Annotated in this window: 12 protein-coding genes; 5 read left to right on the forward strand and 7 right to left on the reverse strand. The window is 30.4% G+C overall.

Going from position 1 to position 12,589, the window contains the following annotated elements; all coding sequences use genetic code 11:
* Nucleotides 1-71: 71 nt before the first annotated feature.
* The 6 genes from LV469_02515 to LV469_02540 all read right to left on the reverse strand — a co-directional run bounded on the left by LV469_02515 (nt 72) and on the right by LV469_02540 (nt 4,737).
* A complete protein-coding gene (locus LV469_02515; GenBank protein UHR03179.1) occupies nt 72-248 on the reverse strand; it encodes a hypothetical protein in 177 nt (58 codons plus the stop codon).
* A 5-nt stretch (nt 249-253) separates the two neighbouring features.
* Complete coding sequence (locus tag LV469_02520) at nt 254-1,201, reverse strand: phage major capsid protein (protein ID UHR03180.1); 948 nt, start codon at nt 1,199-1,201, stop codon at nt 254-256.
* Nucleotides 1,202-1,348: 147 nt separating this feature from the next.
* On the reverse strand, nt 1,349-1,561 hold the full coding sequence (locus tag LV469_02525) for a hypothetical protein (protein UHR03181.1): 213 nt from the start codon (nt 1,559-1,561) through the stop codon (nt 1,349-1,351).
* Nucleotides 1,562-1,672: 111 nt separating this feature from the next.
* Nucleotides 1,673-2,074, reverse strand: a complete 402-nt coding sequence (locus LV469_02530) for a hypothetical protein (GenBank protein UHR03182.1) — start codon at nt 2,072-2,074, stop codon at nt 1,673-1,675.
* Between the two features lie 163 nt (nt 2,075-2,237).
* Entirely contained in the window at nt 2,238-4,541 is a 2,304-nt protein-coding gene (locus LV469_02535; protein ID UHR03183.1) for a phage/plasmid primase, P4 family, read from the reverse strand.
* Nucleotides 4,542-4,554: 13 nt separating this feature from the next.
* A complete protein-coding gene (locus tag LV469_02540; protein UHR03184.1) occupies nt 4,555-4,737 on the reverse strand; it encodes a hypothetical protein in 183 nt (60 codons plus the stop codon).
* 552 nt (nt 4,738-5,289) lie between these two features.
* Between LV469_02540 and LV469_02545 the strand changes: the two genes are divergently transcribed.
* From LV469_02545 to LV469_02565, 5 genes are all read left to right on the forward strand, one after another.
* Nucleotides 5,290-5,511, forward strand: a complete 222-nt coding sequence (locus tag LV469_02545; protein ID UHR03185.1) for a helix-turn-helix domain-containing protein — start codon at nt 5,290-5,292, stop codon at nt 5,509-5,511.
* The gene (locus tag LV469_02550; protein ID UHR03186.1) at nt 5,508-6,530 is read left to right on the forward strand and encodes a DNA adenine methylase; all 1,023 of its coding nucleotides are present in this window, start codon (nt 5,508-5,510) and stop codon (nt 6,528-6,530) included. The genes LV469_02545 and LV469_02550 overlap by 4 nt, the downstream gene beginning before the upstream one ends.
* Nucleotides 6,531-6,532: 2 nt before the next feature.
* Nucleotides 6,533-7,381, forward strand: coding sequence for a DNA adenine methylase (locus LV469_02555; protein UHR03187.1), 849 nt, complete (start codon nt 6,533-6,535; stop codon nt 7,379-7,381).
* Between the two features lie 8 nt (nt 7,382-7,389).
* Entirely contained in the window at nt 7,390-9,159 is a 1,770-nt protein-coding gene (locus LV469_02560) for a restriction endonuclease (GenBank protein UHR03188.1), read from the forward strand.
* A 65-nt stretch (nt 9,160-9,224) separates the two neighbouring features.
* The gene (locus LV469_02565) at nt 9,225-10,910 is read left to right on the forward strand and encodes an AAA family ATPase (protein UHR03189.1); all 1,686 of its coding nucleotides are present in this window, start codon (nt 9,225-9,227) and stop codon (nt 10,908-10,910) included.
* Between the two features lie 329 nt (nt 10,911-11,239).
* On the opposite strand, the gene ftsY is transcribed toward LV469_02565, so the two are convergent.
* Nucleotides 11,240-12,586, reverse strand: a complete 1,347-nt coding sequence (gene ftsY / locus LV469_02570) for a signal recognition particle-docking protein FtsY (protein ID UHR03190.1) — start codon at nt 12,584-12,586, stop codon at nt 11,240-11,242.
* Between the last annotated feature and the right edge of the window lie 3 nt (nt 12,587-12,589).

Genomic DNA, 12,589 nt, shown 5'->3' on the forward strand with positions numbered 1-12,589 from the left:
TTTTCCTCCTTTCGGACAGCCTTCAAGTGGCAATTACATATTCCCGTACTTTTCAGACTATATCAAGTTAATTAAGCTGATAAACTCGCTCTATTTAACTCATCTACATTATTTAAAATCAGATTTTTAATAATCTGCTCCACACTCTTTTTAGCATTTTTACTTTTCATAGAGTGAACTGTAAATATTGTGCCAGATACTTCGATATTCTCCGACTTTTTAATATCATCCTTTTTATTTTTTAGCATAGACATTATCCTTCAATAAATAGAGTAAGAACGGAATCCTTATCCATTAGCTTGGCATCAAGATATTCTCTCATAATAAAGCCTTGGTGCTGTTTAAGAACAAAAACTTCTTCCAATCTTTTTATGGTAGGATTTTGTCTTTCAATAATCCAGTAATTTGAAAAGTCACCTAAAGCTACTGGTTTTTTACCTGTATCGATATCTGGCATAAAGTTTGAGATTAGAATTTCTTTTCCCATAAAAGTGCCATCATATTGATTCCACAAGAAGTTACCTTGACTATCTTTTAAACTTTGAAGATAAAGGGCAGTTTTATCATTCATTATCCATTTTGCATTTTCTCTGTATTCACTATCTAAAGAGAAGAATAGTTTTTTCAAGTCATCAAGCTTTAGTTCTTTTGTAGCAGATAGGCTTTTAATCTTTTCATCCACGAATATTCCTAAAGGCTCTCCATTACCATCGCCAATGATAAATGCTTTATCTTCTGCCTTGGCAAAATTATGAGCAAAGGTATCTAAGATTATTTTTTCAATCTTGGTTTGAGGATCATTTAGAAAGTCTTCGTGGATTGTAATTAAGTTAGATAATGCATTGTATTCTAAGTTCACATCCACATCTTTCATTTCTAAAGCATCGGTAAATAGGTCATGTTCTCCTGCTTTTGTCCAAGTTGCCATAGATTTACTTAGGAAAGTTACAATAGAAGATGAATCTGCATCGTTTTTTAAAACTGTTGCTTCTTTTCTAACTACGCTCTTTTCTGCAAGTGTTTCTCTAAAGTATTCTGTGCTTTCTGCATCCATAAAAGGTGAGCCATCTTGGATAAGACCAAGAGTCTTGATATCTGAATAATATGATTCATCCTTGTTTCTTAAATAATTCCATAAATTAGTTTTATAGGAATTAGCTGACAATATTTCATTTCTTTTTGATTTTTCTTTAATTAACATAAATTTCTCCTTTGTATTTTTATATTATCCAGGGTATTAAATACTTTTTTTAATACCCCCTTTGAACTCGTCTTTTTGTCCGTGAGAGGGCGGCACCGTTGATAGGAAAAAGTCTCCTAGAGATTAGGACGCCCCCTGGCTCACAAATTATTTTTTACTCTCAATATATTCTTCGGCTTCTTCTAAAGAAGGGAAAAACATATTTTTAAATCTTCCATCAATTACAAGATAAGACTTATCTCCTTTAGCAAGGATGATTTTATCCTTATCTTTATTAATTACATTAAGGACTTCATACTTAGAGTTCTTTAAGTCCACAGCCGTAAGCTTATCTTTTTCAAAAATATCTCCAATAATCATTTTTGCTCCTTTCAAAATATCTGGGGCAGTGTGGCAGGTGAAAACTAAACTTCTCATAGAGAATAGAAGTTTTAAGTCCTATATATTTACCTGCCACATTGCCACTTTTATTTACAGACTAAAATTATTTTGCTTTAGAAAGTCTACAATACTTTCTGTTCCCTTGAATGGAATAACTGTGTCTTGATTATCCAGTGTGTAGTTATATATTTTTTCTTTGACAACTTTTACAGGTGTCTTGTCGGTCTTATGAAGAATGATCGTATCTCGTAGCTTAAAGACATTCTCCAATAAGTCCTCAGTGACTTTTTCATTGTTTCTGTATAGGCACATATCCTTACAATATTCAGTTAAGTCTTTTAAGTCATTCAGCTTGATTTCGCTTTCATCTTTTTTAATGACATAGCTATAGTCTTTTTCTCTTTTTAACTCTGTGGAGATTCCCTTTGGGGAAGTCACCACAATCTTATTTTTTAAAGTAAACTTTCTTTCTAAATCTTCTTTTGTAATCATTTATATTCCTCCTAATTTTTTAACTTTGCTTAAACTTCTAATTACACACAATCATAAGCACCACCTCCTTAAATGAGGGCAGGTGTGGCAGGTAAAAAAGTATTATCTATATAGATACAAGATTTCTAAATTAAATTTTTCATCTGCCACATTGCCACAGACTTTATAGAAATTCTGAAATTAACCTATAGCCTATTAGGACTGTGGTCTTGTGTTTTCCATCTTTAGGTCTTTTTCTTTTGATGGTCGCTTTGGATTCTAAAGACTGCTTAAAGGTCTTCATGCTTTCAAGATAGTATCCATTTTCTAAAGACCAAGACCTATATCTTTCATAAACTTCAGAAGTTCTGACTTCATAATCCTTTCCTTCTTCTAAGCAATCTTCCATAAAGATAGCTATCTTATCTGATTCCTTTTGATATTTTAAAGTTGCATCTTTTACTGAATCAGGAATAGTTAGTCCTTCTTTTTGTAAAAGTTTGTAGCCTTCAATGAGCCAGTTAAGGATTGCAGACTTTACTTCTTCTTTTGCAAATTCTGTCTTTAATGTTTTGTCTTGTTCCTCTTCAGTAAAGTGCCTGTCAAAGGGAATGATGAGCATTCTTCCGCTGGTAAATACAGTCACATCATTAACTATGGGTAGGTAGTTGGTGTTGATGTAGATTTTAAATTGAGGTTTAAAATCAAAGGAATTCTCATGAAGGAATCTTGCATTAATAGTGTCATTACCAGTAAGACTTTTAACTTGTGCAACATTTAAGGGTAGTCCCTTGCCTGGTTCTGGAATATTTACAAAGCGTACTCCTGCAAGTCTAGCTATCTCCTCACTTGGTCCAGAACTATTTACTTTGTTTTTTAGAGCCAGTGTTTCAGGTCTTGATGCACAGGCATAAGTTCCAAGAACTTTTAATATGGATTCACAAAGAGTTCCTTTGCCATTTCTTGTAGTCATTCCATAGAGAATTGCCATGCACTCATGCCTTGTATCTCCTGTAAGCCCATAACCTAATATTTTTTGTAGGAAATTAGCTTTTTCTTTATCTCCACTCATAATTTCATCAATGTAGCTATTCCATCTTTCATTTAATGAGTGAGGATCATAGATCACATCAGCCATTTTGCTCAAATAGTCAGAACTTCTGTGTCCGTAAAATTCCATTGTTCTTAGATTTAAAGTCCCATTGGTACAGTTTAGAAGATAGGGATCTTTATCGAAGTCAGATACATTTAAAGGATGATGAACCTCTGCATCTTTTAATACACTGACCCTATAACCTCTTGCTTGCCATCTGTTGGAGAATTTGACATAAGCCTTTCTTTTATGCTCATCTTCAATATCCAGGGCAAGGATATGAAGTAGATTTGCAAGATTCATGCATAATTTCATAGCTTTTAAACTTCCAGTATCAGCTATCCAGATTCCATCATCGTAGAAATACCAGGCTTTCCTTTCAGGTACATAGCGAAGAGAATCCTTATAAAAGTCTGCGAATATTTTTCCTGCACCTATATCTGTCCATGAATACTTAGAAGATAAAGGAAGTCCCATTTCTTTTAACTTTTCAATAGATAAGTCAAACTCGATGCTTGGATCTATTTTTAAAATAGGTTTGTAGACATCTTTTAAAGAGGAAATTGCTTTTTCAATGGTTATTTCTCCATAAGTTTTTCCTCCTCGATTTTCATCCCACTTATCCCTAAAAAGTTCTGATTGTCTAAAGAGCCTATCTATCTGTTCGACATCTCCACCTGCATAAAAAGCGAGAATTGAAGTTAAAGCTAGGTCTGCTTCACTTGAAGAAGGATAGGCTTTAATGTTTCCAGCCCATAGATTTAAAAATTTCTCGTTATTCTTTGCATTAGATGCCTTTTCAATAACTTCCTCATCACTTAAATAGCTTTTAAAATTTTGTTTAGTAGTTTTACTTTGTTTTTCTCTTTTCAGATATTTTTCTAAAAGCCACAGAAGCCCTTCAGATTCTTCTACAATCTCACCTTCTTGATAGACATGACCTGTCACAGTTACAAAGCGATTAGTAAAGCCAGCAACATAGACTTCAACCTCTTTAGACTTCATCTTGTAGATGTCATTGTTGTAAGTTATTGAGTTTGGTAGAAAAGTAAAGAGTCTAAGTCCCTTACCACTTGGACTAAATTCAATGTATGACTGTGAAAAATGGTTAACTATTTCCTTTGCTAAATCATTTAAACCTCCATTAATTACACAGCCATCAACATCAATAGCTACAAGTTTTCCATCAACTCTTATTCCGAGTCCATCATAGGAACTAAGCTTTTCAGATGCTTTTTCAAAGGTTGCAAAAGTCTTTGGATTATTAACGGATGCATAGCCGTCTGTAGTTGGATTAAAAGGTATCTTTGTCTCCTTATTGTTTCTTATTTCATATTTCCATAAGCACCAGCTTGCATTTTCTTTTAGATATTCTGGTATATTTTCTGAATTCACATATCTACTCCTTTCATATTTTTTGAAGAAGAAATATTTCTTCATATTCCTTAGGACAGTTAGAAGAATTTTGAGTAACTTCTTCTAAATACCAGGCGAAGAAATTCATAAGTTTTTTAACCTGTAAGAAAATTTCTCCCTCTACTAGCCCTAGGACATTTTTGATGGTTTTGTTAGGTTTTATTTTTCCTCTCATATCACAGGCGAAGAAAAACATAGTTTTTTAAACCTATCCTAAAATTTTTTATCTCCTAATACACTCAGGACATTTTTAAAGGTTTTGAGTAATTATTTCTTCTCTATCTGTATAAGTAAGAATGAGGAGGAATTTTCCGGTTATAAAAAATATATTTTTCCCTTCACTAGCCCTAAGACAAAAATTGTAGTTTTGTTAGGTTTTATTTTTCCTCCCACATCATAGGCGAAGAAAACATATTTTTTTAACCCATCCTAAAAATTTCTTCTCCTAATAGACTCAGGACATTTTCAAAGGTTTTGAGTAATTATTTCTTCATCTATTTGTATAAGTAAGAATTAAGAGTGATTTTCCGGTATTATGAAATATTTCTCCCTTCACTAGACCTAAGACAAAAATGGTAGTTTAGATTAGTTTTTTAAAAATTTTAATTCTATGAATAAAAAAGACGGAAATAAATCCGTCTTAAGAAATGTGTAAAGATTAAGTTGTAAAATGTGGTATAATATTATAGAAAAACTATACAAAGTGAAATATTATTCGAGGTGAAATATGGGATTTTCCTATGATAAATTATGGAAAAAATTGATAGATGAAAAGATGAATAAATTAGACCTGCAAAAAGCCATAAAAACAACTCCTAGAACTATTGCTAAAATGGGAAAAGATGAAAATATAAGTTTGGAAACATTGGGAAAAATTTGTGAATATTTTAATTGTGACGTTGGAGATGTTATTGAATATAGGCGAAAGAATGAAGAGGAAATCAAATGAGATTTATTGGTGGCAAAACGCTGATTATACCATATATATTAGAATTAATTAAAGAAAAAACAATAGATGTAAAAAGTATATCTGATGTATTTGCTGGTTCGGGAGTTGTATCTCGTGAATTTAAAAATCTTGGATATGATGTTATATCTAACGATTTGATGTATTTTTCTTATGTACTATTAAGAGGAACAGTTGGGATAAATTCTAAATTAGAATTTAAAAATCTAGGTATATCAAATCCAATAGAATATTTAAATAATCTCAATTTAGAAAATATGAATCTTGATCTAAAAAATTGCTTTACTTACCAAAATTATAGTCCTAAGGGTGGAAGAATGTATTTCACAGAAGATAATGCTTTAAAAATTGATTTAGTTAGGACTCAGATTGAAAACTGGTATGAAACTTCTATGATCAATGAAGACGAGTATTTTTACTTACTTGCATGTATTATAGAAGCAGTACCTTTTGTAAGCAATATAACTGGTGTATATGGAGCTTATTTAAAGCATTGGGATAAAAGAGCGTTAAATAATTTAGAAATAAAAAATGTAGGTTTATCAATTAATAATTCAGTAGGACAAGCATATAATGAAGATTCTAATAAATTAATTGAAAATATAAAAACAGATTTAGCATACTTTGACCCACCATATAATCAAAGACAGTACTTGCCTAATTATCATGTATTAGAAACAATTGCTAAATATGATTCTCCTAGAATAAAAGGAGTGACTGGATTAAGAGATTATTCTGAACAAAAAAGCGACTATTGTAAAAAAGACTCAGTTTTCAATGCTTTTGAAGAGTTAATCAAAAAGACTAATTCGAGATATATTATTCTTAGCTATAATACAGAAGGTTTATTATCCCATGATGAGATTATTAGTATTTTAGAAAAATATGGAAAGCAAAGCACTGTGGATTATAAATTTATAGATTATAAAAGATATAAGAACGCACATACAAATAAAAATAAAAACTTAAAAGAAATATTATATTTTGTAGAAAAGGAGTAATTATGAGCGAAAATTATATAAAATCACCATTTAATTACATTGGAAATAAGCATAGATTATTAGCTCAAATATTGCCCCTATTTCCTCAAAATATAGATGCTTTTTATGACGTGTTTTGTGGTGGATTAGATGTTTCTGTTAATGTTAAAGCGAACAGGAAAATAGCTAATGATATAAATTATTTTGTAATTGAAATTTTACAAATGTTTAAAAAGACTGATAGCAAAGAGCTATTAAGAAATATTGATAATGTAATAAGTGAATTTAATCTATCTAAAGAAAACAAAGAATCATATTATGAATTTAGAGAGTATTACAATAAAAACAAAGACCCGCTTTTGCTATATGTTTTGATGTGTTATTCCTTTAATTACCAGTTTAGATTTAATTCAAATCATGACTATAATAACCCCGCTGGAACTAATAGGAGTAGTTTTAATGAAAATATGAAAAATAGACTTACTTCTTTTAGAGACAAGCTTTTCAATATAGAATTTAGCAATAAAAACTTTAAAGAATTTGATTTTTCTAAGATTAAAGGTTCAGATTTTGTATATTGTGATCCCCCTTATAGAAGCTCTGTAGGTTCATATAATGATGGTAAAAGAGGGTTTGAAGGCTGGACTCTTGATGATGATCTAGCATTATTTGAGATATTAGATGAATTAAATGATAGAAAAATTAAGTTTGCATTGTCAAATGTATTTTTTAATAATGGATTAGCTAATAAAGAGTTACAAGAGTGGAGTGGAAAATACAAAGTTCACTTGTTAAAGATAAATTACTCAAATAGTAATTATCAACGTAATAAGCTAGGCGAAACCAAAGAAGTTTTGATTACAAATTACTAGGAGGAAATATGGCAGAAAGAACATTGGGTTGGATACAAAATCCATCAAGTTTTGAAAATTTAAAAAATGTAGTTTCTGTTTTTGATAAAAATACTGATATATATAAGGAAATATTAAATACTAAACTTCCTAAATTAGTAAAAGATTTAGATTTACAAAATAAACTCATTTCAGAAATGAAAAAAGATCCACTTGAAATGGACTATGTTTTATTAAAAGGTCATGGTATAAAATCAGGTCAGAAAAGATCCGATGCAGCGTGTAGTGGTATTGTTCAAGCTGCCATTACAACACAAGGCGGTAGGGCTTATACAGACGATTGGACTGCTGATGGATTTTTAAGATGGGGAATATCCATAGGACTTTTAGATTATGATACAGAAAATGATACAGTTTCTATAACAAAACTAGGAGAAAAGTTTGTAAAATCTAATTCTGAAGATTCAGATAAAGAAATACTAATTTCAGCCTTTTTGTCATACCCACCAGCCGTAAGAATTTTAACTTTATTGGAAAGTGGAGACCATTTAACAAAATTTGAGCTTGGTAAGCAATTAGGTGGACTTGGAGAAGCTGGTTTTACATCAATTCCTCAAGATTTATATATTCAAGCAATAGAACTTGCTTCTGAAACAGATAAAGCAAGTATTCGATCAAACACAGAGGGATCAGCTGATAAATATGCCAGAATGATTTCAGGATGGTTATCTAAGGTTGGTTTAGTTCAAAGAGTTGAAAAAGAAGTTTCAACAAAAATTGGAAATGTTGAATACATGGTAAATATAGGTCATTCCTTTAGAATTACTTTGAATGGTATAAAAGAACTTAAAAGAGCAAGGGGATTATCTTCATATCCAAAGACTGATAAAATTGTTTATTGGCAAATGCTAGCAACCAAGGGTAAAGATAGAGATTATATTAGAAACAGACGTGGATATATAATCAAAGCTATCAACAACAGAGAAAGAAATTTAGAAGGCATTAAGGCTTATTTAATGGAAAATAATATTGATGAAAGTATTACAACTATAGAAGACGAACTAAAAGTTCTTAAAGCAATGGGTCTTTCACTTAAACATAGTAGGAATGGCTATGTAATTGATGATAACATTATAAAATTAGAAATACCTAGAACTAAGATTTCTAAGACAAATATACTAGAATTAAAGGATAAAGTAAGAGATAAATTAAAATATGTTGACCACAGATATCTTGCGCTAATTGATTTAGCTTATGACGGAACTGCCAATAGAGATTTTGAGATTCAAACAATAGACCTTTTAATTAATGAACTTAAGTTTAAAGGGGTTCGTCTAGGAGAAAGCAGAAAACCAGATGGAATTATATCTTATAATATTAATGGCGTAATTATAGATAACAAGGCTTATTCTACGGGTTATAATCTACCAATTAATCAAGCAGATGAAATGATTAGATATATCGAAGAAAATCAAACTAGAGATGAAAAAATAAATTCAAATAAATGGTGGGAAAGCTTTGATGAAAAAGTTAAGGATTTCAACTATTTATTTGTATCATCTTTCTTTAAGGGAAACTTTAAGAATAATTTGAAACATATAGCCAATAGAACTGGTGTAAATGGTGGAGCTATTAATGTAGAAAATTTATTATATTTTGCAGAAGAATTAAAAGCTGGAAGAATATCTTATCTTGACTCATTTAAAATGTATAACAATGATGAAATATATTTAGGAGATATTAGTGACTATAGTTATGTTAAATTTGCTGCAGAAGAAGAAGGCGAATATTTAACATAATATGCATATAAATTTTTCTCATTTAAATATTTTACTAAAAATGATTAATAGATAGGAGTAGTTCAATGAGACTAGAAAAAATAAATATTAGGCACTATAGATCAATTGAGAATATAAGTATAATAATGCCCAAGAATAAACCGCTAATTTTATTCGGACCTAACAATGCTGGTAAATCTAATATATTATCCGCTTTTGATAGAATTTTAGGAGAAAGGTATCCCACATTTATTGATGTAGAAAATTCTGATTATTTTATGCGTGATAAAAACAAAAATCCTACAATTGACATTGGCGTTAAATTTGATTCATCATATCACGTTGATAATTATAATTCGTATAGTTCCATATTCTTAACTTATGGGGTTGATGGAAAAATCAATGAAAATTTGATCCATGATGGAAACATGAAAAAACTTTATATTAGCAATGATACAAGAGGGAGTTTTCAATCTTTTTTGTTAGATGCTAATAGGAATACTAGTTTTCACTTTAATTATTCTAATAAATATTCTTTATTAAGTAAATTTAATAAGAGCCTTCATGATTCATTAACGGATGATGACAAAAAAGAACTAAGTCATTCTTTTGAAAATATAAAAAGTGTATTTGAGAATAAAGCACAGTTCTCTAATATGTTTACTATATTTAAAGATTCAATTGAAGAATCAGTTAAAGGATTCATACACCATTTAGAAGCAGATTTTTCTGCTTACGATCCTAATAATTTTGCAAAATCTTTGAGAATAAATGCATTCGAAAATTCAGAAGTAAGATCGTTTGATGAATTTGGAACAGGCGAGCAACAAATTCTTGTAATGGCTTTTGCAAAGGCTTATATGGAAGCTTTTAAAGGAAGGAATTTCCTTTTTATTTTAGAAGAACCAGAAGCAAATCTGCATCCATTAGCCCAAAAGTGGTTAAAGAAATATATTTATGATTTATGTGAGTCTGGTTTGCAAATTATAATTTCAACTCATTCACCAAATTTTATAAATCCTTCAAATTTGGAGGGGTTGGTTAGAGTATATAAAGATGAAGGTGTAACTAAAACTATCCAGCTTGACTCATCTAAATTAAAGCAAGTTTTAATAGAAACTGGGATAGATGAAAATAGAATTTCGTCCAATAATTTAGGCGACTACTTTGACTTAAGGCTATATTCAGAACAACTAGAAGGTATGTTTGCAGATACTATAATCTTAGTTGAAGGATTAACTGAAAAATTATCCATTCCAATTTGGTTAGAAAGAAAAAAATACTTTTTGTCAGCTAATGGAATTGAAATTATTAATTGTATGGGTAAAGCAAATATTCCAACACTATATAGGCTATATAAATCATTTGGATACCGTTGTATTTGTGTATTTGATGGAGATATCAACAAAACAAACCTTAAAGAAAGAAAAAACAATCTGCTGGAAGATGTATTAGAAGATTTCGAAGAAGCTAAAATATATACAGAAGACAAAAAAGAATATTATTATGTTATTACTGGATCCGATTATATATGTTTTGGAAAAGATTATGAAACAGCTATAATGAATCAAATAGGCAAAGATTGTTATATGAAATTAGAAAATGAGGCTAAAGCTTATAATATAGAAAATAAACAAGGGATAGCAAAATATATCGCTAAAAACTCAAGTCATATACCTATAGCAATTGATAAACTGATAGAGGTATTATTCCCTAATATGAATGAAGAAAATAACGAAGATTACTGTTTTGATGATGAAATACCATTTTAACAGATGTTTCATAAATTTATTTTATAATATAAACGGGCTATAAGTGTTCAAACTTATAGCCCGTTTACGTGCCACTTAAAGACTCTTTGATTCAGTTTTTCTAAAATCCCTAATTCAATGAGCCTTAATTCCCCCTTATTATTTTTTATTGGCAAGATTCGCAGCCATTAAAAGCAAAACTCTTAACACAATTCACTCCAATTACAAAAATAGCGATAAAAAAATGAAGTCATAATGAAGTCATCAAAAAAATGCCCTTTAAAATCGCTTATAACGAGTTAAAAAAGACTTATCCAGACTCATTTTTTGTGAGTCTAGATAAGCCTTTTTTAATCGAAAATTGCCTCTATGAATTCTTCAGTTTTGAAATCTTGAAGATCGTCTATGCCTTCGCCAACTCCAATAAGTTTTATTGGTATCTTATGGTGCCCTTGTAGGCCTAAAACTACTCCTCCCTTGGCTGTTCCATCTAGCTTAGTAAGGGCTATTGCACTTATATCTGCCACTTCTTTAAAGGTCTTTGCTTGTATTATTGCGTTTTGTCCAGTCGTGGCATCTAGCACAAGAATAGTTTCTCTAGTAGCTTGCGGAAATTCTCTTTCAATTATTCTATTTATTTTTTCAAGTTCTTGCATTAGATTGTTCTTGTTGTGCAATCTTCCTGCAGTGTCACAAATCAATACATCCACTTTTCTTGATTTAGCTGCAGATATTCCATCATAAATGACAGATGCTGGATCTGAGCCTTCTTTATTGGCAATTATATCAACCCCGACTCTGTCAGCCCATGTTTTTAATTGATCTATTGCGGCAGCTCTAAAGGTATCTGCTGCAACTAGAGCAACTTTTTTACCCTTCTTTTTTAATTTATTTGCCAATTTCCCTATGGTTGTGGTCTTCCCTACTCCATTTACTCCTATTACTAATATAAGAGCTGGGCTTGGTTCAAGTTTTAATTCATTACTCTTGTCGCAAGACTCCATAAATTTTTTCATTTCATCTTTTAAAAGAGGTATTACCATTTGAGGATCATTCACTTTTTCATTTATTATTCTTTGCCTCAAGTTGTCGACCAGCTCCATAGTAGTTTCCATGCCTATATCTGCCGAAATCAATATGTCTTCGATTTCTTCCAAAAGCTCATCATCAATCTTTACATAGGCTCCCAAAACTGTATTTAATTTTATGGATAAATCTCTTCTCGTCTTAGAAAGTCCCTGTTTAAGCCTTTCAAAGATTCCCAGCTTTTTGGGTTCTTCAATTTCTTCTTGTAAATTCTCAATTTTCTCTTCGGACGTTGAGGAAGTTTCTTCATCTGCTTTAGCATCTTCTTGTAAAAAATCTTCTTCTTTTAGATCTTGGCAATCTTTTTCTTCTTTATTTTCTTCATCTTCTTCATCGTCTTCATCTTCCAAGATTTCAAGATGTTCTTCTATTTTTTCTTCTTCATTTTGGAAATCAAATTTATCATCTTCTACTTTTTCATTTGAACTTGTTTTATCATTTTCATTTTCAAAAGATTCTTCTTCCTTAAAAATTTCTAAATTTTCATTTGGATATTCAAGACTTTCATTTTCAAATTCTTCTGAATCTTTATAATCTTTTTCATATGCTTCAAAATCGGCATTGTTTTCGTTCTTATTTTTATTTTTAAAGTTTTTAAACCACTTAAACATACT

The sequence above is a fragment of the Peptoniphilus sp. GNH genome, assembly GCA_021307325.1.
GTDB lineage: Bacteria > Bacillota > Clostridia > Tissierellales > Peptoniphilaceae > KA00134.

Excerpts from the sequence above, each read along its gene's own strand:
- LV469_02515 (UHR03179.1), bottom strand. The coding sequence starts at position 248 with ATGCTAAAAAATAAAAAGGATGATATTAAAAAGTCGGAGAATATCGAA.
- LV469_02520 (UHR03180.1), bottom strand. The coding sequence starts at position 1,201 with ATGTTAATTAAAGAAAAATCAAAAAGAAATGAAATATTGTCAGCTAAT.
- LV469_02525 (UHR03181.1), bottom strand. The coding sequence starts at position 1,561 with ATGATTATTGGAGATATTTTTGAAAAAGATAAGCTTACGGCTGTGGAC.
- LV469_02530 (UHR03182.1), bottom strand. The coding sequence starts at position 2,074 with ATGATTACAAAAGAAGATTTAGAAAGAAAGTTTACTTTAAAAAATAAG.
- LV469_02540 (UHR03184.1), bottom strand. The coding sequence starts at position 4,737 with ATGAGAGGAAAAATAAAACCTAACAAAACCATCAAAAATGTCCTAGGG.
- LV469_02545 (UHR03185.1), top strand. The coding sequence starts at position 5,290 with ATGGGATTTTCCTATGATAAATTATGGAAAAAATTGATAGATGAAAAG.
- LV469_02550 (UHR03186.1), top strand. The coding sequence starts at position 5,508 with ATGAGATTTATTGGTGGCAAAACGCTGATTATACCATATATATTAGAA.
- LV469_02555 (UHR03187.1), top strand. The coding sequence starts at position 6,533 with ATGAGCGAAAATTATATAAAATCACCATTTAATTACATTGGAAATAAG.
- LV469_02560 (UHR03188.1), top strand. The coding sequence starts at position 7,390 with ATGGCAGAAAGAACATTGGGTTGGATACAAAATCCATCAAGTTTTGAA.
- LV469_02565 (UHR03189.1), top strand. The coding sequence starts at position 9,225 with ATGAGACTAGAAAAAATAAATATTAGGCACTATAGATCAATTGAGAAT.
- ftsY (UHR03190.1), bottom strand. The coding sequence starts at position 12,586 with ATGTTTAAGTGGTTTAAAAACTTTAAAAATAAAAATAAGAACGAAAAC.